Annotated in this window: 20 protein-coding genes and 2 pseudogenes; 20 read left to right on the forward strand and 2 right to left on the reverse strand. The window is 62.4% G+C overall.

Annotated elements, in window-relative coordinates; translation table 11 throughout:
* Nucleotides 1–212: 212 nt before the first annotated feature.
* The 7 genes from MF410_RS36000 (at nucleotide 213) to MF410_RS36030 (ending at nucleotide 6,210) form a co-directional block, all read left to right on the forward strand.
* Complete coding sequence (locus MF410_RS36000; RefSeq protein WP_131711312.1) at nucleotides 213–644, forward strand: acetyl-CoA carboxylase biotin carboxyl carrier protein subunit; 432 nt, start codon at nucleotides 213–215, stop codon at nucleotides 642–644.
* Entirely contained in the window at nucleotides 644–2,038 is a 1,395-nt protein-coding gene (accC, locus tag MF410_RS36005; protein ID WP_222134973.1) for an acetyl-CoA carboxylase biotin carboxylase subunit, read from the forward strand. Before MF410_RS36000 ends, accC begins: the two co-directional genes overlap by 1 nt.
* On the forward strand, nucleotides 2,035–2,460 hold the full coding sequence (locus MF410_RS36010) for an acetyl-CoA carboxylase (RefSeq protein WP_097626126.1): 426 nt from the start codon (nucleotides 2,035–2,037) through the stop codon (nucleotides 2,458–2,460). The genes accC and MF410_RS36010 overlap by 4 nt, the downstream gene beginning before the upstream one ends.
* Nucleotides 2,457–3,164, forward strand: coding sequence for a 5-oxoprolinase subunit PxpB (gene pxpB / locus MF410_RS36015; RefSeq protein WP_222134972.1), 708 nt, complete (start codon nucleotides 2,457–2,459; stop codon nucleotides 3,162–3,164). Before MF410_RS36010 ends, pxpB begins: the two co-directional genes overlap by 4 nt.
* A complete protein-coding gene (locus MF410_RS36020; RefSeq protein WP_183855771.1) occupies nucleotides 3,161–4,156 on the forward strand; it encodes a biotin-dependent carboxyltransferase family protein in 996 nt (331 codons plus the stop codon). Before pxpB ends, MF410_RS36020 begins: the two co-directional genes overlap by 4 nt.
* Before the next feature lie 21 nt (nucleotides 4,157–4,177).
* On the forward strand, nucleotides 4,178–4,945 hold the full coding sequence (locus tag MF410_RS36025; RefSeq protein ID WP_239621349.1) for a 5-oxoprolinase subunit PxpA: 768 nt from the start codon (nucleotides 4,178–4,180) through the stop codon (nucleotides 4,943–4,945).
* Nucleotides 4,946–5,007: 62 nt separating this feature from the next.
* Nucleotides 5,008–6,210, forward strand: a complete 1,203-nt coding sequence (locus tag MF410_RS36030; protein WP_222134970.1) for a pyridoxal phosphate-dependent aminotransferase — start codon at nucleotides 5,008–5,010, stop codon at nucleotides 6,208–6,210.
* A 12-nt stretch (nucleotides 6,211–6,222) separates the two neighbouring features.
* On the opposite strand, the gene nac is transcribed toward MF410_RS36030, so the two are convergent.
* Nucleotides 6,223–7,128 (reverse strand): nitrogen assimilation transcriptional regulator NAC, encoded by a 906-nt coding sequence (gene nac / locus MF410_RS36035; protein ID WP_239621351.1) that lies wholly within the window; start codon nucleotides 7,126–7,128, stop codon nucleotides 6,223–6,225.
* Between the two features lie 232 nt (nucleotides 7,129–7,360).
* Between nac and MF410_RS36040 the strand changes: the two genes are divergently transcribed.
* From MF410_RS36040 to MF410_RS36065, 6 genes and pseudogenes are all read left to right on the forward strand, one after another.
* Nucleotides 7,361–8,134, forward strand: coding sequence for an SDR family oxidoreductase (locus MF410_RS36040; protein WP_239621354.1), 774 nt, complete (start codon nucleotides 7,361–7,363; stop codon nucleotides 8,132–8,134).
* Nucleotides 8,131–8,838 (forward strand): amino acid ABC transporter permease, encoded by a 708-nt coding sequence (locus MF410_RS36045; RefSeq protein WP_222134968.1) that lies wholly within the window; start codon nucleotides 8,131–8,133, stop codon nucleotides 8,836–8,838. Before MF410_RS36040 ends, MF410_RS36045 begins: the two co-directional genes overlap by 4 nt.
* Entirely contained in the window at nucleotides 8,835–9,590 is a 756-nt protein-coding gene (locus MF410_RS36050) for an amino acid ABC transporter permease (RefSeq protein WP_097626132.1), read from the forward strand. The genes MF410_RS36045 and MF410_RS36050 overlap by 4 nt, the downstream gene beginning before the upstream one ends.
* Nucleotides 9,587–10,351, forward strand: coding sequence for an amino acid ABC transporter ATP-binding protein (locus MF410_RS36055; RefSeq protein WP_097626133.1), 765 nt, complete (start codon nucleotides 9,587–9,589; stop codon nucleotides 10,349–10,351). The genes MF410_RS36050 and MF410_RS36055 overlap by 4 nt, the downstream gene beginning before the upstream one ends.
* 32 nt (nucleotides 10,352–10,383) lie before the next feature.
* Nucleotides 10,384–11,221 (forward strand): annotated as a pseudogene (locus MF410_RS36060) (ABC transporter substrate-binding protein).
* A gap of 88 nt (nucleotides 11,222–11,309) precedes the next feature.
* Entirely contained in the window at nucleotides 11,310–11,984 is a 675-nt protein-coding gene (locus tag MF410_RS36065) for a 4-carboxy-4-hydroxy-2-oxoadipate aldolase/oxaloacetate decarboxylase (RefSeq protein WP_064841711.1), read from the forward strand.
* A 72-nt stretch (nucleotides 11,985–12,056) separates the two neighbouring features.
* Here the strand turns inward: MF410_RS36065 and MF410_RS36070 are convergent, their stop codons facing one another.
* Nucleotides 12,057–13,091 carry a LacI family DNA-binding transcriptional regulator gene (locus MF410_RS36070; protein ID WP_097626326.1) on the reverse strand — a complete coding sequence of 345 codons (1,035 nt, stop codon included), beginning with the start codon at nucleotides 13,089–13,091 and terminating at the stop codon, nucleotides 12,057–12,059.
* Between the two features lie 159 nt (nucleotides 13,092–13,250).
* Between MF410_RS36070 and MF410_RS36075 the strand changes: the two genes are divergently transcribed.
* From MF410_RS36075 to MF410_RS36105, 7 genes and pseudogenes are all read left to right on the forward strand, one after another.
* Nucleotides 13,251–14,225: a sugar ABC transporter substrate-binding protein gene (locus MF410_RS36075; RefSeq protein ID WP_179867128.1), complete on the forward strand. Its 975-nt coding sequence runs from the start codon at nucleotides 13,251–13,253 to the stop codon at nucleotides 14,223–14,225.
* A 106-nt stretch (nucleotides 14,226–14,331) separates the two neighbouring features.
* Nucleotides 14,332–15,378, forward strand: coding sequence for an ABC transporter permease (locus tag MF410_RS36080; protein WP_097626135.1), 1,047 nt, complete (start codon nucleotides 14,332–14,334; stop codon nucleotides 15,376–15,378).
* A 10-nt stretch (nucleotides 15,379–15,388) separates the two neighbouring features.
* Nucleotides 15,389–16,386: pseudogene (locus MF410_RS36085) on the forward strand (ABC transporter permease).
* A gap of 9 nt (nucleotides 16,387–16,395) precedes the next feature.
* Nucleotides 16,396–17,217 (forward strand): ATP-binding cassette domain-containing protein, encoded by an 822-nt coding sequence (locus MF410_RS36090; RefSeq protein ID WP_097626136.1) that lies wholly within the window; start codon nucleotides 16,396–16,398, stop codon nucleotides 17,215–17,217.
* Between the two features lie 108 nt (nucleotides 17,218–17,325).
* Nucleotides 17,326–18,231, forward strand: a complete 906-nt coding sequence (locus MF410_RS36095) for a sugar phosphate isomerase/epimerase (RefSeq protein WP_097626137.1) — start codon at nucleotides 17,326–17,328, stop codon at nucleotides 18,229–18,231.
* Nucleotides 18,228–19,253 carry a Gfo/Idh/MocA family oxidoreductase gene (locus MF410_RS36100; protein ID WP_239621356.1) on the forward strand — a complete coding sequence of 342 codons (1,026 nt, stop codon included), beginning with the start codon at nucleotides 18,228–18,230 and terminating at the stop codon, nucleotides 19,251–19,253. The genes MF410_RS36095 and MF410_RS36100 overlap by 4 nt, the downstream gene beginning before the upstream one ends.
* A 31-nt stretch (nucleotides 19,254–19,284) precedes the next feature.
* Nucleotides 19,285–20,457 carry a Gfo/Idh/MocA family oxidoreductase gene (locus MF410_RS36105; RefSeq protein WP_239621358.1) on the forward strand — a complete coding sequence of 391 codons (1,173 nt, stop codon included), beginning with the start codon at nucleotides 19,285–19,287 and terminating at the stop codon, nucleotides 20,455–20,457.
* Nucleotides 20,458–20,490 lie beyond the last annotated feature (33 nt).

Genomic DNA, 20,490 nt, shown 5'->3' on the forward strand with positions numbered 1-20,490 from the left:
AAAACCGCATTGCTCTTCCACGATTTCGATTCACCTCGACGGCGCCGGCTGCCATCGGGGCATTCGGCGATATCTTCCACAGGGCGCGGATTGCGCTCCATCAAAACTTCGTCTGACCCCATCAGCCCATACGTCGTGCTACGAAAATCACGACACCGGGCAACGTGAGACTTCAGGTCTGCGCGGTGGAATTTGAAATTCCGAGCACGCATATGGACCTCTCGAAGATCAAGACGCTGATCGACTTTGTCGGACGATCGAATATTACCGAGTTGACCGTGACAGAAAAGGACGTGACGGTTCGGATCTTTCGCACGTCGCCGGCAGAGGCAGGCGTTGCCGAGCCCTCGCAAAAGCCGGAATCGACGATAAACCTCGTCTCCGATGCGCCTTTGAGCGTCGCGAAAACCTCCCATGCGGTGAAGGCGCCCGTCTTTGGCGTTCTGCACCGGGCGCCGGCGCCCGGCGAGCCGCCATTTGTCGCGATCGGCGACGCGGTGGAGGAGGGGCAGACCCTTTTCATCATCGAGGCGATGAAAGTCTTCAATACGATCGCCGCACCGCGATCCGGGCGCATCACGCACGTGACCGATATCGACAATGGCGAGGTCGAGACCGGCGACCTGTTGGCGGAGATCGTCTGATGCCGAAAACCTCGGAACAATCCGCTGCTTCAGAACGCCGCTTCGATACCGTCCTCATCGCCAATCGCGGCGAGATCGCCGCCCGGGTTCAGCGCGCCTGCCGCGAACTCGGCCTGAAAACGGTCGCCATCTGCTCCGAAGCGGACCGACAAGCGCCCTACGTCACGACCGCAGACCATTTTCTCTGCATCGGCCCGTCGGCTGCGGGCAGGAGCTATCTCAATCAGGATGCCATCCTTCTCGCCGCACGCCTGACCGGCGCCGGCGCCATTCATCCCGGTTACGGTTTTCTGTCGGAAAATGCCGCATTCGCCGACGCCGTCGAAAAGGCCGAGCTGACTTTCATCGGTCCGACCGCTTCGTCGATCGCGACCATGGGCGACAAGATCGCGGCGAAGCGGGCGATGATGGCGGCCGGCGTACCCTGCGTTCCCGGTCCCGACAGCGCGCTGCCCGACGACCCGGCCACAATCGAGCGCATTGCGCTGGAGATCGGTTATCCCGTCATCGTCAAGGCGTCCGGCGGCGGCGGCGGCCGCGGCATGCGCGTCGTCCCGAAAGCCGATCAGTTGCATGAGGCAATTGCACTGACCCGGGAAGAGGCGCGCAAGGCCTTCGGCTCGCCCGCCCTCTACATGGAGAAATTCCTGGAGCATCCGCGCCATATCGAGATCCAGGTTCTTTGCGACGATCACGGCAATGCCGTTTGGCTTGGACATCGGGATTGCTCGATGCAGCGGCGCCATCAGAAAGTGGTGGAAGAGGCGCCCGCGCCCGGGATCGCGCCTGAGATCATCCAGCCGGTCGGCATGGCCTGCGTCCAGGCGTGCTGCCAGATCGGCTACCGCGGCGTCGGCACCTTCGAATTCCTTTATGAGGACGGTGCTTTCTACTTCATCGAGATGAACACGCGGCTTCAGGTCGAACATCCCGTCACCGAACTGACGAGCGGCATCGATATCGTCCAGGCGCAGATAAAAGCGGCCCAGGGCGAGGTTCTGGATCTCGCCCAGAGCGAGGTCACCTGCGAAGGCCATTCTTTCGAATGCCGCATCAACGCCGAGGATCCCGACACTTTCCTGCCGTCGGCCGGTGTCGTCACTCATCTGACTTTGCCGCAGGGGCAGGGCATCCGGGTCGATACGCATATTCATGCCGGCTACAGGGTCTCGCCCTATTATGACTCGCTGATCGCCAAGCTGATCGTCCACGCGCCGACGCGGGCGAAAGCGATGGCCAGAATGTGCGAGGCGCTTGCCGGAACCGAGATCGAGGGCATTGCCACCAATATCCCCTTCCTGCGCGCCCTGTTCGAGGACCACGCATTCGCACGCGGTGAGACCGATATCCACTATCTCGAGCACTGGCTGAAGCTGCGGAGGAGGGCGGCATGAGCGCCATCGACTTCAGCGATCCCGCAACCATCGCATTCCTCACCGAGGCGCTGACGGCCGCCGGCGTGAAGGGTCTCGAAATCTCCCGGCCGGACGGGCAACTTCGCATCGTCGTTTCGGAGGAGGGCGACGCCCGCATCAGCGTGCCGGCAGCCACACCCCGCGCTTCGAACTCTGCACCTGTCGTTGTGAAGGCGCCGCTGGCGGGGCATTTCTGCGCCGAACATCCGGCCGCCGCTGTCACGCCCCAAACTCTGCCGCGCTTCGTATCCGATGCAGATGTCCTCGGCTTCGTCAGGGTAGGGCATGTGCTGCTTCCCCTTCGCGCCGGCCGTTCCGGTGTCTTGACGAGGCTGCTCGCCGAGCCTGACGCCCTGGTCGGCTTCGGTGACCCTCTGTTCGAAATCGAGCTGCCATCATGATCGCCACGACGAACAGACATGCCTCGCAACGTGAAATCGTTCCGGCTACCCAAAGCCGGGCGCGGGTTTCCTCGATCGGGGCCAGATCCTTCCTGCTCGAGGCGCCGGGCGATTTCGATCTGATCGCGCAGCGGCGGATCTGGGCCCTGTCTCAGACGGTGAGAAGCTGGGCGGACCTTGCCGAAAATATTCCCGGAATGACCAACCTGCTGGTTATCTTCAAGGAGACGCCCGAGGATCCAGATGCGGTGGTCGCCCGGCTGCTGGAGGCATGGGAGCATGCGCAGAGCATCGATCTCAACGGCAAGACCATCGAGATTCCCGTCCAGTACGGCGGCGAACATGCGAGCGATCTTGCGGCCCTTTGCGATTTCTCGGGCTTAAGCGACCGCGAGGTCGTTCGCATCCATCATGAAGCGACCTATCGGGTCTTCGCCGTGGGCAGCGCGCCGGGTTTCGGCTATCTGCATGGCCTCGATCCGCGCATCTACATGCCGCGAAAGACCGTGCCGTCGCTGAAGATGCCGAAGGGCTGCGTGACGATCGGCGGCATGCAAACCGGTGTCGCCATGCTGACCGGCCCCAATGGCTGGAACTCCATCGGCTTTGCGACACTCGAGATGTTCGACCCGACCGCCCAGAACCCCGCCATGATGGCGCCTGGAGATACGGTGCGGTTCCTGCCGGCAAGGATCGAGCTATGATCGAGATCTTGGAAAGCGGCCCGTTCAACACGGTGCAGGATCTCGGACGCCCCGGCTACCGCGACATCGGCGTGTCGGCGAGCGGCGCGATGGATCCGCTTGCGGTCAGGATCGGCAATAGTCTCGTCGGCAATGACGAAAATGCGGCGGTGATCGAGGTGCAGACCTTCCCGTTCAGCCTGCGTTTCGAGCGGCGCGCCGTCTTTGCCGTGACCGGCGCCGACGGTCATCCTCACCTCGACGGATCGGAGCTCATTCCCTGGTGCGCCTATATGGCAGAGCCCGGACAGGTTCTCGAACTGAAGCAGCCCCCGCGGCTGGCGCGCGCCTATATTTCGTTCGGCGGCGGGCTGGATATTCCAGTTGTCATGGGGTCGCGCAGCACGTCGCTGCGGGGCGGCTTTGGCGGCAATGCCGGCAGGCCGCTGGCGAAGGATGATCGGATCGCGGTCGGCGAGGATGCGGAGATCGCCATGCTGCCGGCCACTGGCCTCGCCGTCGTCGAGCCGGGCGTGGCACTGCGCGACGTCTTCCCAGCTCCCGTCGACGGCGCGCTGCCGATCCGCGCTCTGCCTGCCGGCGAGCATGGTCTTTTCGCCGGAGACGGCGAAGCCTTTTGGGGCCAGACCTGGCGGATTTCCTCGCGCAGCGACCGCACGGGCTACCGCCTGTCCGGCGAGCCGATCACGCCGACTGCCTCCATCGAAATGCGCTCTCACGGCGTCGTGCCCGGCGTCATCCAGGTTCCACCCGGCGGCGAACCGATCGTGCAGATGAGCGATGCGAATACCGCCGGCGGCTATCCGAAGATCGCCGGCGTGATCGAATGCGACCTCTGGCGGCTCGGTCAGGCCCGCATCGGCGCCCGCCTGAAATTCGTCCGCTCGACGCATGCGGAAGCGCGTGCGGTCGAACAGGCCGTCGCCCGTTATGTCGAGGATGTCAGGCTGACATCCGGGATGGTCAAGCGTGCCCTGAAGGCGATGGCTTAAGCGAGGCGAAAGGAGGAACTGATGAAGATCGATCTGAATTCCGACATGGGCGAAGGATTTGGTCCCTACCGGCTGTGCGACGACGAAGCGATGATGAAGATCGTCTCTTCGGCCAATATCGCCTGCGGTTTCCACGGCGGCGACCCCGATACGATGGGGCGGATGGTGCGGCTGGCAAAGCAGAATGGCGTCGGCATCGGCGCCCATCCCGGCCTGCCCGACCGGCCGGGCTTCGGCCGGCGTGAAATACCCATTCAGGCAGACGAGCTTCGCCAGCAGATGCTCTACCAGCTCGGCGCGCTGATGGCGATCGCCAGAGCCGAGCGCGTCACCGTCTCCCATCTCAGCTTTCATGCGGCCATGGGCAATATGGTCAACCGCGATCCTGTTCTCGCCGACCTGATGATGGATGCGATCGCAACTGTCGACGCCAATCTCGTCGTCTTCGTCACGTCAGGCAGCGAAATCGAGCAGGCGGCCAAACGCGCGCGCCTGAAAACGCTGGTGCTTTTCCTTGCGGACCGGGCCTATGACGGCGGCGGCAGGCTTGTTGCGCGCGGGCTGCCGGGCGCCGTCATCAAGGACGAAGCCGCCGTGCGCGCCCGTGTGCGAAAATTCCTCCTCGACGGCAGCGTCGGGACCAGCGACGGCGGTGTGATCGCCATGCCGGCGCGCTCCATCCTCGTCCACAGCGACACGCCGGGCGCCCTTGAGCTTGCTGGCATCGTGCGCGCCGAGATCGAAGCCACGGGCGCGACCCTCGCACCTGCCGCCGAACTCGCCGAATAACGCAATCCCGATCGCCTGCGGGCGGTCTCTCGTTTTCAATTCCTCATCGAAGGATCATGTCGATGTCCATTATCGCCGACCGCCTGAAAAACGTCTCCATTTCAGCATCCGCCGCCATGACCCAGCGCGCCCGGGAATTGGCTGCCAAGGGGATCAAAGTCGTCAGCCTCTCCTCCGGCGAGCCGGATTTCCCCACCCCAGCACATGCGATCGAGGCGGCCCACGCGGCAGCGCTCGCCGGCGATACGAAATATCCGCCGATGGACGGCACGCCGGCGCTCAAATCCGCCATCATCCGGAAGTTCAAGCGCGACAACAATCTCGACTACGACGCCAGCCAGATCGTCGTCTCGGGCGGCGGCAAGCAGGTGATCTTCAACGCCATGCTGGCGACCTGCAATCCGGGCGACGAGGTCGTCATCCCCACGCCCTCCTGGGTCAGCTATGCCGACATCGTCAAATTCGCCGGCGGCGTACCGGTTCCGGTCCCCTGCCATGAGCAGACCGGCTTCAAGCTGCGCGCGGAAGATCTGGAGGCTGCGATCACGCCGCGCACCAAATGGCTCTTCCTGAATTTCCCGAACAATCCGACCGGAGCCGCCTGCTCTCGGGCTGAGATGGCCGCCATCGCCGAGGTCATGCTGCGCCATCCAAACGTCTGGATCATGACCGACGATATTTACGAACATCTAGTCTATGACGACTTCCAGTTCTGCACGATCGCGGAGGTCGAGCCGAGACTGTACAATCGCGTCCTGACGATGAACGGCGTCTCCAAGGCTTACGCGATGACCGGCTGGCGCCTCGGATTCTGCGCCGGATCGAAAGAGCTGATCTCGGCGATTAGCAACGTCAACGGCCAGAATGGCGGCGGCATTGCGACGCTGACCCAGGCGGCGGCAACCGCGGCGCTGGACGGGTCCCAAGACCTGCTGAAGGAGCGCGCCGCTATCTACAAGACGCGACGCGACTTCGTTCTCGACAAATTATCCGAAGTGGAAGGGCTGCGCTGCCACCGGCCCGAGGGCGCCTTTTATATCTATCCCAACATTTCGGAGCTGATCGGCAAGACCAGCAAGGGCGGGCGCAAGATCGAGAGCGACGTCGATTTCGTCATCGGTCTGGTGGAGGAGCATTATGTCGCGACCGTGCAAGGCGCGGCTTACGGAATGAGCCCCTTCTTCCGTATTTCCTACGCGACAAGTCTGGAAAAACTGGGTGAGGGCTGCGCACGGATCGCCCAGTTCTGCAAGGATATGCGCTAGCCGGCAGCCACCTCAGGCTTTCAGCCGCGCCGTCAGCTCGAGAAGAATGTCGCGGACGGCAAGCGCCGGCTCCGACAGGGGATTCTGATCGGAAACGCAAAGCGACAGCGTTTCCTCGATCCGCGGCGAGACCAGCCGGCAGATCAGCGGCTCGCTCGATTCCGAGACGATGCGATCGGCAATCGCCTTCGGCATGATCGTCGCGCCGAGGCCGCTGCCGACCGCGCGGGCGAGCGTGCGCACGATCTCGACCTCCGCCACGACCTTCAAATTGGTGCGTGTGCGGGTGAAGGCAGTGTCGACCGCGCGGCGGACGAAGTTATAGGCCGGCGGCAGGAGCAGCGGTATGCCGTCGAGAGCGTTGACCGCAACGGCTTTCGTATCCGCTTCGATGGCAAAGTCGCGATGGGCGACCAGAAAAAACTCTTCGCTGAGGATCGGTTCGAAGCGCACGCCTTTGATCGGTCCGGTTCCATGCAGAAGCGCCATCTCCAGCCGGCCGTTCATGATCATCTGGCTATAGGTCTGGCCGACGCTTTCGGTCAGGTGCAGCAGAATACCGGGATGCCGTTTCCGGGTTTCCGCCAGCAGATCGACGGAGAGCGTCGCCGCACTGCTGAACGGCACCAGGCCGACCGACACGCGCCCGGCAAGCGAATTGCCCGCCGCCGATGCATCGGCCTGCGCCTGCTCCATTTGCCGAAGGATGATCTGGGCATGGCGATATACCGCGTGTCCGGCATCGGTCATGCTGACGCCCTGCTGGCTGCGGATCAGCAGCTTGTGGCCGAAATGCTCTTCCAGCGCCGCGAGCTGCTGGCTCAGAGCCGGCTGGGCGATATGCAAAAGATCCGCCGCTCGTGTGATGCTGCCGCTGTCGACGATCACGATGAAGGATTTGAGGCGTCTGATGTCCATGGGGATCGGGGTACCATTCTGATCTGCGGATGGCATGTTTGCAGAGGCGCCTTGCTTTTGCAACGCGGCGCAGCCTGAAGCGGGGCCGCGAGAGAATACCGGCATCGCCGCTTTCTCTTCTTCGGCAGACCGCGCCGGCTCCATAACCGTTGCTTATTGCTCCAGAGATAATCGGTCTTAGGCAAGGGGTTAAAGCTTCGCTACTGTCTCAATCAACCACAAGGGAACGACAATGCCATTCTCCGACTACAAGACCGCACTGGTGACCGGCGCATCCTCCGGGATCGGCGCAGCCGTGGTTGAGCGGCTTCGCCGGGAGAACATCGAAGTCCATGCCGTCGCCCGCAGCGCAGAGGCACTGCAGCAGTTGGCAGAACGTACGGGCTGCATTGCCCATGCCATCGATGTGACCGACCGCCCGGCGATCGCCGAGCTCGCCGGCCGGGTGGAGTTCGACATTCTCGTCAACAATGCCGGCGTCGACCGGCCGAAGAAGTTCCTGGAGGCCGACGAGGGCGATATCGATCTCCTGGTCGACGTCAATCTCCGCGCGGTTCTACACATCTGCCGCCTCGTCGTGCCGGGCATGGTGGCGCGCGACCGCGGCCATGTCATCAACATTTCGTCGATTGCCGGCGCCTATAATTTCGGAGGCAACTCCTCCTATCACGCCACCAAGGCCGGCGTGAGCATGCTGTCCAACCAGCTGCGCATCGACGCTTTCGGCAAGCGGGTGCGGGTCACCGAAATCTGCCCCGGCCGGGTCGCCACGGATATTTTCAATCACGTTCATGGCAATGATCCGAGCATCCGGGAAAAGTTCATCGACGGTTTCGAATTGCCTGAAGCGACCGATATCGCCGACGCGATCGCCTTCGCCATCGCGGCTCCCGTTGCCGTCAACATCGGACATATGGAGATCACACCGACGCTGCAGGTCATGGGCGGCCTGCAGACCGCAAGGCCGCACCCGAAGACGGATCCATCCGGGGAGCCAGGCTCGTGAGCGGCTTCGACCTTTCGGCAATCCTGAAGAATCCCGAATATGCCGCCATGCTGCTGCATGGCATCGAGATGACCTTCATCATCTATGCCGGGTCCTGGACGCTGGCGATGGCGCTCGCACTGCTGCTGCTGGCTGTGCGCCTGTCGCCCTTTCGCTTCGGCGATCCGTTAGTCGCCGCTTACGTATCCTACCATCGCAACGTGCCCACCCTTGTTCAGCTGATGCTGTGGTATTTCGGGATATTCACCCTGATGCCGAACGGGGTGGCGACATGGCTTGCAAGCCACAATGCCGAGGCGATATTCGCAGTGATCGGGCTCGGGCTCTGCCAGGCAGCCTATTTCAGCGAAGATCTTCGTTCGGGCGTGCGCTCGGTCGGTCCCGGCCAGATGGAGGCAGCCCGCGCTCTCGGCCACGGTTATGTCTCGGCGATGCGGTTCGTCATCATGCCGCAGGGCGTGCGTAACGCGCTGCCGCCGCTCATCAATCACAGTGTTTCCCTGTTCAAGAACAGCAGCCTCGCCGTCGTCATCGGCGCGTCGGAACTGACCCATGCGGTCAAGGAAATCGAGAACCTCAGCTTCCGCACCTTCGAGATCTACCTGATCGGCACGGTTCTCTATCTCTTCTTCTCGCTCGTGATCATGAGCATCGGCGCCTATCTGTCGATGCGCGCCGATCCTGCCAGGAGTGCGCGCGCATGATCCACGACATGATCGCCATCGTCCGCGACTACTGGCTGCTGCTCCTGATCGGCCAATATCCGAACGGACCGCTCGGCGGGCTCGCCAATACGCTGATCCTGTCGGCGCTCAGCATCGCTCTCGCCTTTCCGATCAGTATCCTGTTTGCAACAGCGAGGCTCTCCAAATCGCCGCTGCTGCGCTGGCCGGTTACCGCCCTTGTCTATTTCACCAGGGGCGTGCCTCTCTTGATGCTCATCCTGTGGAGCTATTTCCTGGTGCCGCTGCTGACCGGCGCCGACGTACCGAGCTTCGTCACCATGCTGACGACGCTCGTGGTCTATCAGAGCGCGTTTTTGAGCGAAGTCGTCCGTGCCGGCATCGTCGCGCTCGGGCCTGGCCAGATGGATGCGGCACGGGCGCTTGGCCACAGCTATATCGGCGCGATGCGCTACATCATCCTGCCGCAGGCGCTCTACAACATGATCCCGAGCATCCTCTCCACCTTCGTCTCGACGATCAAGGATACGACGCTCGGTTACGTGATCAACGTGCCGGACCTGACCTTTGCCGCAAGCCAGGTCAACAATCAGCTGCTGACGCAGCCCTTCCAGGTCTTCCTCATCCTGGCGATCGTCTACTTCGCCATCTGCTGGACGCTGACCTACTTCGCAAATCGCCTCGAGCGGCGCATCACGCGGCGGCGTGCGGGACTTCTCAACGTCTCCGCCGCCGTGGTCACGCCGTCGAAAATCGTATCGGAGCAGCTATGACCATGTCCGTTTCAACGCAGGAATCGCAGATGATCCGGCTTTCGCAGGTCTGCAAGAGCTATGGCGACTATCCGGTTTTGAAGGACATCGACGCTGAGGTGGCGCGCGGCGAAGTCGTGGTCATCTGCGGACCGTCCGGTTCGGGGAAATCCACGCTGATCCGCACGATCAATCGCCTCGAGGAGATCAACAGCGGATCGATCACGCTCGACGGGCAGAACATTCACGCCTCCATGCGGGCAAAGGCACTCAACGCGATGCGCAGCCGGATTGGCTTCGTCTTTCAGAATTTCAACCTGTTTCCGCATCTCTCCGTCGCCGAAAACGTCTCGATGTCGCCGATCCGGGTGAAGGGCGTAACGGCCGATGTCGCGCACGAAAAGGCGCTCAAGCTTCTCGACCGGGTCGGCCTCGCCGACAAGGCCCGCGCTTATCCCGGTCAACTGTCGGGCGGCCAGCAGCAGCGGGTGGCGATCGCCCGGGCTCTGGCCATGGAACCGCCGGTGATGCTGTTCGACGAACCGACCAGCGCGCTCGATCCCGAAATGGTCGGCGAAGTGCTCGCGGTCATGAAGAGCCTGGCGTCCGAAGGCATGACCATGCTCTGCGTCACCCACGAAATGGGTTTCGCCCGCGATGTCGCCGACCGGATCTGGTTCATCGATGCCGGCCAGATCATCGAAACGGCGAGCCCCGAGGACTTCTTCAGCAATCCGACCCATCCCCGGGCTCAGCGGTTCCTCGCTGATCTCAGGCATTGATACCTAACCATTAAAAACAAAGGAGAACAGCAATGAAGTGGAAATACCTAAGCCTCACCGTCGCATTCGCCGGCATGGCAGCCGCCTTGCCCGCGAAAGCCGATCAGCTCGACACCATCATGTCGGCCAAGACCCTGCGCTGCGCGACGTTCGCCGACGTTCCTCCCTTCGCTTCGCCGGATCCGAAGACCCGCGAAATGGCCGGCTTCGACGTCGATCTCTGCGGCGCCATCGCCAAGGAATTGGGCGTCAAGGCCGAGATCAAGCCGGTTTCGGTCGAAGCCCGCGTGCCGGAGGTCAAGCTCGGCCGCGTCGACATCACCGTTGCCAACCTTGCCTATACGCTGAGCCGCGCCGAGCAGATTCAGTTCAGCGATCCCTATTATCTCGCCAAGGAGATGCTGATCGTGCCAGCCGACGATGCCGGCAAGACGAAGGCCGATTACGCCGGCCAGCGCCTGGCTTCGACCAAGGGCTCGACATCTGAGATGTCGATCAAGCTGAACAAATCCGACCCGCTCACCTTCCAGGATACCGCCTCTGCCTATCTCGCCGTCCAGCAGGGCAAGGCCCGCGGCATGGTCGCCAACACCATGACGACGACCAAGTTCGTCAATGAATTCGAAGAGCAAGGGCAAGCAAATGCGGATGATCGAGGAGCCGATGCTCTATCAACCGATCGGCATCGGCATGGCCAAGGATCAGCCGAAGCTGACGGCCAAGATCAACGAAATCCTGCACAAGCTCGACGAGTCCGGTGAAATCAACAAAATCTGGGACAAGTGGCTCGGCCCGAACACCGAGTACAAGATGACCCGCACCGACAAAGTCGTGCCGCTCGCGCAGCTGAAATTCGACCCGATCCCGTAGACCGACCGGTCTCGGAACCTCCCGAAGACATTCAACCGAGATAAGACGGCGGGATTTGCCCGCCGTCTACCAACGATGTGAGGCACCCATGATTCATATAAAAGACATCGCTGAACGGCCCAGCAAAGCTGACATCGAGGCCGTTTCGAAATTTTCGCCGGCGACGATCCACGAGGCCCAGGGACGCCGCGGCGCGCTTTCCTCGCGCCTCAAGCCCGTCGACTACCGCATGAAACTGTGCGGTCCGGCCTTTACGGTCAAATGCGCGCCGCGCGACAACATCATGCTGCAGCTCGCCATCAACTACGCGAAGCCCGGCGATATCATCGTTGTCTCGGCGGGCGAGTACGAGGAAGCGGGATCCTTCGGCGATGTACTCGCCAATGCCTGCCTTGCCAAAGGCATCGGCGGTCTCGTCACCGACACCGGCGTACGCGACACGCTGCAGCTCAGAGAACTTGGTTTCCCCGTCTTCTCGCTCAGCGTCTGCATCAAGGGCACGGTGAAGGAAACCATTGCGGCGGTGAACGACCCGATCATCGTCGGCGGCGAAACCATCAATCCCGGCGACATCATCGTCGGCGATGCCGACGGCCTGGTGGTCGTGCGCAGACAGGAAGCGCAGGAAGCAGCGAGGCTGTCGCAGGCGCGCGAAGATGCCGAAGCCGGTTACATCGCAGCCTACAAGGCGGGAAAATCGGTCATCGAGGTCAGCAATCTGGAAGCGGTGCTGAAAGCCAAGGGCCTTGTCGTCGACATTTGAGCCGACACGCGGGTCGGCCCTTGATAAGCCCGGGCCGGCTTTCCAGTCGCGGCGAACGCCGCGGCTGTCATCTCAGATATTCTCCGGCGTCACGATTTCGAAGGTAATGGTCCGCTGAATCGTGCCGCCCGAGGCACCCTGCGTGATCGTTTCGATCATCGTTTCGACCAGCGCCGTGGACGTCTGTTCCAGCGGATGACAGAGAGCCGCGGTAATCATCCCCTCTGACAGGCCTTTTCGCGTCTCCGGGCCGATGTCCCGGCAGACGAGGCGGATGCTTCGGCGCCGCTCCTGCGGCACTTCCCTCAGCGCCCGCAAGACCCCGGAGATGCCGCCGCCGACAATCAGGATGCCGGTGAGGTCATCCGTCGCCGCCAAAAGTTCCTTGACCATCCGGTAGGCCTCGTTCGGCTCCTCATGCGTGGGGCGGCTTTCCTCGATGGTCAGATGCGGCGCATGTTCGCGCACATAGGAGCGGAAGCTGGCATCGGAGACGTCCTGACATTGGTAACGATGGTTGCCGATGAAGACGGCGATCCGCCCCGGTCCGTGGGTCATGTTCGAGATCAGCCATGCCGCCGTCCGCCCCATTTTCCAATTGTCGGCGCCGACATAAGCGGCCCGTTCGCGGGCGGATTGGTCGGTAATATAGGCAATGACCGGCTTGCCTTTCTCGTGCAGCTCGCGGATGGCCTGGGCGATCACCGGGTGATCGGCGGCGACCACGGCGACGGCGTCACAATTTGCGCCGAGCGCCTTGAGCCGGCCGGCAATATTCTCCGGCGTCAGGAGATCGACAAAATCGACCACCGGGTCGATGACCTCATCGCGCCTGGCGCGGCATGCCTCGACGATCTTCTTGCCGAACAGCTGGTAAAGCTCACGGCTGGATTGCTGCAGCAGAAAGCCAAGCCGGTATTTTGGCACCGATTTGCGCAGCCTATCCTCGATTGCCCCGGCGCCGTAGAAGCCGATCCGCTCCGCGGCCGCCTGGACGCGCTGCACGGTCGTGCCTTTGACGGAGGCGGTGCCGGCCAGGATCCGATTGACGGTCGCAATGGAGACATCGGCCTCCTTGGCAAGATCCGAGATGGTCGGCCGCCGCATGATCATTCCCTCCATCGTCAGAGCGTTCGTATCATTATGACTGATACTCTGTGATACTTTATGCATGTTTAGTATGATTTCACATTTCGCGAATTTCAAGCGGTGATATGTTTCTCTTCACGGCAAGCCAGGGAGGCGGGCCATGGGAGGAAGATTGAGATGACTAAATTTCGCCGCTTCGCGGCAACCGTGTCGGCCGCCGCCATCGTGACCTGCACTGCCACGGCCGTTATGGCCGCCAACATCTTCGTTGTGGGCGGCAAGCCGGACGATCCGTTCTGGTCGATCGTCAAGCGTGGCGCCGAGGATGCCGGCAAGGTCGCGGAAGCCCAGGGCGGCAAGGTCGTCTGGCTCGGGCCGCAGAACTACGACAATCTCGGCGTCGATGCGGCCGAGCTGATCCGTCAGGCCATCGACCAGGGCGCCGATGCGATCGTCGGCCCGGACTGGGTGCCGGAGGCCATGGACCCCGCCTTCAAAGCGGTCGTCGACAAGAAAATTCCGCTGATCATCTATAATGCCGGCGGCATCGAAGCCGCCGATCGCCTCGGTGCAATGAACTATGTCGGCTCTAACGACTATCTCTCCGGCAAGGCTGCGGGCAGCTACTTCGCCAAGCATGACCTGAAGAACGCCGTCTGCCTCAACACGCTTCCAGGTGCGGCAAACATCGAAGCTTTCTGCAAAGGTATGACCGACGGCGTGACCGAAGGGGGCGGCACCGGTTCGTCGTTGCCGCTGCCCGCCACGTCATTCGGTTCGGCAACTGCCGTGGCACAGGCGCTGAAGGCGCATCTGTTGCAGCATCCGGAGATCAAGGCGGTCTTCGCGATCGGCAATGTCGATACCAATTCGGCGGTCAACGGCGTGACGCAGGCCGGCAAAGCCGGACAGGTGAAGGTCTGCGGCATGAACATGGATGAAACCGTTCTGAATAACATCAAGAGCGGCAGCCAGCTTTGTGCCATCGACCAGCAGGGTTACCTGCAGGGCTATCTGGCGGTTTCGATCCTGAACGGCAACGTCAATTACGGACTCACCGTCCCGACCCGGGAGATCCTGACCGGCCCCGGCGTCATCGACGCGTCCAACGTCGACGCCACCTTGGCAGGCGTGAAGGCTGGCGCCCGGTAAGGGATCGGCCGAACGTGGTGAAGCTGCCTGCCCCTCACGCGGGCAGCTTCCATTCTTTCAGAAGCGCCGACCCTTACCGGTCATGCGGCTTTATTGGTGGTGTCAAATGAACGCGAGAAACGATGTCCTCGCCCCGTCGGCTGCTTCGGGCGGCCATGCCAAAGCGACCATCGGTCAGCTTTCCCGGCGCCCTGAAGCCGGGTCGTTGCTGGGCTTGATTGCGGTGTTCGCCTTCTTCGCCCTGCTGGGCGGCAAGGTCTTCCTGTCCGCTGCGGGCTATGCGAGCTGGCTCAACGTTGCCGCCGAGATCGGCATCGTTGCGCTGCCGATCGGGCTCCTGATGATCGCAGGCGAAATGGACCTCTCGATCGGCGCGGTGATCCCGGCATCATCACTGACGGTGGCAATCATATCAGGCCATTACGGCTTGCCCGAAATCGTCGGGATTTCCGCCGGCCTGGGCGTCGGGCTCCTCGTCGGGTTTTTCAACGGTTATCTCGTCAACCGCACCCGAGTCCCGTCCTTGATCGTCACCATCGGCTCGATGTTCGCCGTCATGGGCCTGACGCTCGGCTTCACCGTGCTGATCGCCGGCAGCACCGGCGTATCGCTGGTGCCAAGCCCGGCCGTCAAAGCGATCCTCGGCGATTTCATCGGCGGCATGTTCCAGGTGACGATCTTTTGGTGGATCCTGTTTGCGGTGGCGTTCTTCTGCCTGCTGCACATCTCGCCCGTAGGCAACTGGATCTTTGCTCTCGGCGGCGACAAGGTCTCGGCCCGCAACGCCGGTATTCCGACCGACAAACTGACCATCGCCCTCTATATGCTGTCGGGCTTTTCCGCCGCCTTCGTCGGCGTCAGCCAGGTGCTCGTCTATCAAAGCGCGCAGGTGCTCGGCGGGCAATCCTTCATTTTCAATTCAATCATGTGCGTGGTCATCGGCGGCGTGCTTCTGACCGGCGGCGCCGGATCGGTGGTGGGCATCGTCTTCGGCACGCTCACCTTCGCGATCGTCAATCAGGGCATTTATTTCACCGGCATAGACCCGAATCTCGGCAGCGTCATCATCGGGGCGCTCCTGCTGCTCGCCGTGATGATGAACGACAAGTTCCGGCTGATGGCGATGTCCTACGCCGCGAAAAAGAAGAAGTGAGGGCGAAGAGATGAACGGCTTTTCCATTGGACACTTCGTACGCCGCCCGGAATTCGGCGCCGTGTTGAGCTTCGTCGCGGTGATCGTCTTCTATGTCGCCTTTGGCGGCGTCAGCCTCGGTACGCTCTTCGGCGCGGCAAGCTGGGTCAATTTTGCCGCCAATCTCGGTATCGTCGCCCTGCCTGTCGGCCTTCTGATGATATCAGGCGAGCTCGATATCTCGATCGGTGCAATGATCCCGGCGGGCTCGATGACGATCGCCATTCTCTCGGGCTATTACGAGTTGCCAATCGTCATCGGCATGCTCGGCGTGCTCGCCATCGGCGTCCTCGTCGGGCTGGTCAACGGTCTCCTGGCGGTGCGCACCAGCGTGCCCTCGCTGATCATCACCCTCGGCACGCTGGTGGCGGTGCAGGGGCTCGTGCTGGCCGGATCCGTCATCCTGACCGGGGCCGCTTCGGTTCCGCTCAACGCCCCCGCCTGGGCCAAGACGGTGTTCGGCGACCTCATCCACGGCAAATTCCAGGTGATCATCCTGTGGTGGCTGGCACTGACGGTGGTCTTTGGTTTCGTGCTGCACGCGACCCGCTACGGCAACTGGATCGTCGCCATGGGCGGAGACGAAGTCAGCGCGCGCAATGCCGGCATTCCGACCGACCGGCTGAGGATCGTCCTCTTCGTTCTCTCGAGCACGGCCGCCTCCTTCGTCGGAATGTGCGGCGCCATCCTGTTCAATTCCGCGCAGGTCTCGGGCGGCATGAACTACATCTTCAATACGGTCGTCTCGATCGTGGTGGGCGGCGTGCTGCTCACCGGCGGCTTCGGTTCGGTCGCCGGGATCTTCTCGGCGCGCTGACCTTCGCGGTCGTAAGCCAGGGCATCTACTTCACCAACATCGACCGCAACTGGTCCAACCTGATTATCGGTGTGATGCTCATGGCCGCCGTTCTGATGAACAACACGTTCCGGCAGATGGCTTTGAGCTTCGTGCCGAAGAAAAACAAGTGAGCGTCACCCATGTCCGACAATGTTCCAATCCTTGAACTCCAGAATGTCGACAAGAGCTTCGGCCCGATCGACGTGCTGCACGATATCTCGCTCAAGGTCCGCGCCGGCGAGGTGCTCTGCCTGCTCGGTGACAACGGCGCCGGCAAATCGACGCTGATCAAGACCCTGGCCGGCGTCCACAAACCGACGCGCGGCACCATCCTGATGGACGGCAACCCGGTCGAATTCAGCGGGCCGCGTGATGCGCAGGAAAAGGGCATCTCGGCGGTGCATCAATTCGGCGGCACATTTCCCCTGATGTCGATCGGCCGCTCCTTCTTCGTCGGCGTCGAGCCGACCAAGGGCTGGGGTCTTTTCAAGGTCTATGACCGCAGGAAAGCCAATGAGATTGCCGTCAAAGCCGTCCAGGATTTCGGCATCACCCGGATCGACGATGGCGACCGCCTTGTCGGCGGGCTGTCGGGCGGCGAACGCCAGTCGCTCGCCATCGCCCGGGCCGTGCATTTCGGCGCGCGCGTGCTGATCCTCGACGAACCGACCGCCGCTCTCGGTGTGAAGCAGGCGGCGCACGTGCTGAGGATCGTCAATGAGGCGAAGCGGCGCGGTCTGGCGGTGATCTTCATCACCCACCAGGTGATGCATGCGATGGCGGTCGGGGATCACTTCGCGGTGCTCATCCGCGGGGCGATCGCCGCCGATTTCCGCCGGGGCGAGAAGACCCGCGAGGAGATTACCGATTTGATGGCCGGCGGGGAAACCATGGCGGATCTCGAGGCCCAGATCGATACTTACATTGCAAGCCATGAGAGCCATTCGCCGCCGGCCGAGTAACCGCTGACGGCACCACAAACGACACAGCGCAAAACGTACAGCGTCCGGCAGCGGCAGAATAGACCGCCGCCGGGGAAGGAAAATCATGTCTGGAATCCGGAGGTCAAAATGAAGATCGCAATCGACCCGTTCATGCATCGGCATCTCTCACTTGAGGAATTGCCCAGAAAGGTCAAGGAACTCGGCTACGACTGGATCGAACTATCCCCACGCGGCGATTTCCTCGAATGGTTCAAGGCGCCACGTGTCTTTCCCGAGCGGATCAGAAGTTTCAAGAGGGCCCTGAAAGAGGCGGACGTCGGCATTGCCTCGCTGCTGCCGATGTATCGCTGGGCTTCCAATGACGAGACCGAACGCCAGGCCGCCGTCAAGCACTGGAAACGCGCCATCGAAATCGCGGTCGAGTTGGAAGTCGACACCATGAATTCCGAGTTCGGCCGCGGCCCGCACCCGGACAAGGGATCGTGCTACTGCTGCCACACAGGCTCGATGATCGAGGCCTGCGAAGATGCCTGGTGGCGCTCGATGGAAGAACTGGTGCCGATCTTCGAGCGCGAGGGCATCCAGATCAATGTCGAACCCCATCCGGAAGACTGGTGCGAGACGCTGCAGCCGGCGCTCGACATCATCCGCACGGTCAATTCGAAGAGCGTCAAGTTCCTCTATTGCGCCCCGCACACCTTCTATTTCGGCGACGATACCAAGGCGATGCTGCGCGAGGCGAAGGACGTGCTGGCGCATGTCCATGTCGGCGACACCTTCAACCACAAGGCTTCGTCGGGCCTCAGATATATCCTCAATCCGCCCGGCACCAACGCCCGGGTGCACCAGCACCTCAATATCGGTCAGGGCGAGGTTCCCTGGGACGCGTTCTTCGGCACGCTCGCCGAGATCGGCTTCGACGGCATCATGACCGCCTGCGTCTTCGCCTGGGAGGACAAAGCGGACCAGAGCGGCACCTTCATGCGCGCGGAAATGCAGCGTTACATCGATAAGCACTGGGGGGCGAAATGACCCTTCAGGTTGGCGTCATCGGCACCGGCATGATCGGTCAGGATCACATCCGCCGCCTGACGAACGTCGTTTCCGGTGTCGAAATCGTCGGCGTTACCGATATCGACCAGGCCCGCGCCGCCGCTGCCGCCCCGGCGGGAGCGGAGGTCTTCGCCACCCCTTCGGCGCTGATTTCTTCGGAAAAGGTGCAGGCCGTGATCATCTGCTCCTGGGGGCCGGCGCATGAGGAGCAGCTGCTTGCCTCGATTGCCGCCGGCAAGCCGGTCTTTTGTGAAAAGCCGCTGGTGACCTCGGAGGCGGCCGCACTCCGCGTCATGGAGGCGGAAGTGGCGTTCGGCCGGCGGCTGGTGCAGGTGGGTTTCATGCGTCGTTTCGATGCCGATTATCGCCGCCTGAAGGCTGTCATCGACGGCGGCAGACTCGGCGCGCCGCTGCTCTTCCACTCTGTGCATCGCAACGCTTCTGTTCCCGAAGAACTCTACACCTCGGAGATGCCGCTGAACGACACGCTGGTCCATGACGCGGACATTTCCCGCTGGCTCCTCTCCGACGAAATCACCGGCGTGGAGGTGCGTGTGCCGCGCCGCTCCTCGCGCGGCGGCGCGTTGCGCGATCCGGTGTTCGTGCTCCTGCACATGGCCTCGGGAGCGCTTGTCGATGTCGAGATTTCGGTGAATGTCGCCTATGGCTACGACATCCGCGGCGAAATCAGCTGCGAGGCGGGTGTCGCTGCCCTTCCAAACCGCCCGGCGACCGTGATCTCGGATTTGAACGGCATTCGCCAGGCGATCCCCGAGGATTGGCGCGAGCGCTTCATCGAGGCCTACGACCAGGAGTTCCGTGAATGGATCGTCGCCGCCTCTAAAGGAACGGCCGGCGGACCTTCCACCTGGGATGGTTACGCCGCCACGCTGGTCGCCGATGCCGCTCTGAGAGCCGTGACCAGCGGCGGCCTCGAACCGGTCAACATGATACCGAAACCCAAGCTTTACGCACTGCCGACCGCCATGGCGGCGGAATGACGCGGCAAGCCATTCCAGGAGCAATGATCAGATGATCAACGGAGAAAGATCCATCGAGCGCCCCTTGCGCTGGGGCATGGTCGGCGGCGGCCGCACCGGGCAGGTGGGCTACAAGCATAGAACCGGCGCCCAGCGGGACGGCACCTACCGGCTCGTCTGCGGAGCGTTCGACCTTGACGCCGAGCGCGGGCGCGATTTCGGCACGAAGATCGGCGTCGCCGCCGACCGCTGCTACGGCGACCATAAGGAGTTGATCGCCGGGGAGGCCGGGCGCGAGGACGGCGTCGAGGTCGTCTCGATCGCCACGCCGAACTTCACCCATTACGAGATCACCAAGGCATGCCTGGAAGCCGGGCTGCACGTGATCTGCGAAAAGCCGCTGTTCTTCACCGTCGCCGAATGCGACGAGATCGCCAAGCTCGCCGAAGAGAAGGGCCTGATCGTCGGCGTCACCTATGGCTTCACCGGCCATCCGCTGGTGCATCAGATGGCGGCGATGGTCAAGAAGGGCATGCTCGGCGAGATCCGCATCGTCGACATGCAATATACCCACGGCTTCAATGCGGGCGACGATGTCGGCGCCGGCGAGGCGGTGAAATGGCGCACCAATCCGAAAACCGCCGGCCCGACCTTCGTTCTCGGCGATATCGGCACCCACCTCTATTACCTCTCCGAAGTGGTGCTGCCGCATCTGAAGATCGAAAAGCTGCTCTGCGACCGCAAGGCCTTCATTCCGACCCGCGCGCCGCTCGAAGACCATGCGACCGTTCTCATGCATTACGACAACGGCGCCCGCGGCCGTCTCTGGGTATCCTCGGTCAATGCCGGCAACATGGGCTCGCAACGCTACCGTTTCGTCGGCTCCAAGGCCTCGATCGAATGGTCGGACGCCCATCCCGACCAACTGATCTATGAAGTGCAGGGCGAGCCGAACCGCACTCTGCATCACGGCATGCCCTATCTCGAAGAGGAAAGCCTGGCGGCTGACCGCATGGGCGCGCTGCACACCGAAGGCCTCGGCGACAGCTGGGCGAACATCTACCTCTGGATCGCCCAGGCGATCGATGCCAAACGCCGCGGCGACGAAGCCTTCCTCAGGAGCCACCATTATCCCGGCATCGAAGCCGGCACCGAAGGCGTGCGCTGGCTGGAAAACTGCGTCCGCTCGGCTGATGCGGGCGCGGCCTGGATCGACTTCAAATAGCTCCCTCCAAGGGCGCGCCGGGATCTCCTCCAC

It is taken from the genome of Rhizobium sp. C104 (assembly GCF_022354505.1).
GTDB classification, from domain to species: domain Bacteria; phylum Pseudomonadota; class Alphaproteobacteria; order Rhizobiales; family Rhizobiaceae; genus Rhizobium; species Rhizobium redzepovicii.

Excerpts from the sequence above, each read along its gene's own strand:
- MF410_RS36080 (WP_097626135.1), top strand. The coding sequence starts at position 14,332 with ATGAACGCGAGAAACGATGTCCTCGCCCCGTCGGCTGCTTCGGGCGGC.
- MF410_RS36030 (WP_222134970.1), top strand. The coding sequence starts at position 5,008 with ATGTCCATTATCGCCGACCGCCTGAAAAACGTCTCCATTTCAGCATCC.
- MF410_RS36090 (WP_097626136.1), top strand. The coding sequence starts at position 16,396 with ATGTCCGACAATGTTCCAATCCTTGAACTCCAGAATGTCGACAAGAGC.
- MF410_RS36100 (WP_239621356.1), top strand. The coding sequence starts at position 18,228 with ATGACCCTTCAGGTTGGCGTCATCGGCACCGGCATGATCGGTCAGGAT.
- MF410_RS36070 (WP_097626326.1), bottom strand. The coding sequence starts at position 13,091 with ATGCGGCGGCCGACCATCTCGGATCTTGCCAAGGAGGCCGATGTCTCC.
- MF410_RS36020 (WP_183855771.1), top strand. The coding sequence starts at position 3,161 with ATGATCGAGATCTTGGAAAGCGGCCCGTTCAACACGGTGCAGGATCTC.
- MF410_RS36010 (WP_097626126.1), top strand. The coding sequence starts at position 2,035 with ATGAGCGCCATCGACTTCAGCGATCCCGCAACCATCGCATTCCTCACC.
- MF410_RS36000 (WP_131711312.1), top strand. The coding sequence starts at position 213 with ATGGACCTCTCGAAGATCAAGACGCTGATCGACTTTGTCGGACGATCG.
- MF410_RS36075 (WP_179867128.1), top strand. The coding sequence starts at position 13,251 with ATGACTAAATTTCGCCGCTTCGCGGCAACCGTGTCGGCCGCCGCCATC.
- MF410_RS36065 (WP_064841711.1), top strand. The coding sequence starts at position 11,310 with ATGATTCATATAAAAGACATCGCTGAACGGCCCAGCAAAGCTGACATC.
- MF410_RS36105 (WP_239621358.1), top strand. The coding sequence starts at position 19,285 with ATGATCAACGGAGAAAGATCCATCGAGCGCCCCTTGCGCTGGGGCATG.
- pxpB (WP_222134972.1), top strand. The coding sequence starts at position 2,457 with ATGATCGCCACGACGAACAGACATGCCTCGCAACGTGAAATCGTTCCG.
- accC (WP_222134973.1), top strand. The coding sequence starts at position 644 with ATGCCGAAAACCTCGGAACAATCCGCTGCTTCAGAACGCCGCTTCGAT.
- MF410_RS36025 (WP_239621349.1), top strand. The coding sequence starts at position 4,178 with ATGAAGATCGATCTGAATTCCGACATGGGCGAAGGATTTGGTCCCTAC.
- MF410_RS36095 (WP_097626137.1), top strand. The coding sequence starts at position 17,326 with ATGAAGATCGCAATCGACCCGTTCATGCATCGGCATCTCTCACTTGAG.
- nac (WP_239621351.1), bottom strand. The coding sequence starts at position 7,128 with ATGGACATCAGACGCCTCAAATCCTTCATCGTGATCGTCGACAGCGGC.
- MF410_RS36055 (WP_097626133.1), top strand. The coding sequence starts at position 9,587 with ATGACCATGTCCGTTTCAACGCAGGAATCGCAGATGATCCGGCTTTCG.
- MF410_RS36040 (WP_239621354.1), top strand. The coding sequence starts at position 7,361 with ATGCCATTCTCCGACTACAAGACCGCACTGGTGACCGGCGCATCCTCC.
- MF410_RS36050 (WP_097626132.1), top strand. The coding sequence starts at position 8,835 with ATGATCCACGACATGATCGCCATCGTCCGCGACTACTGGCTGCTGCTC.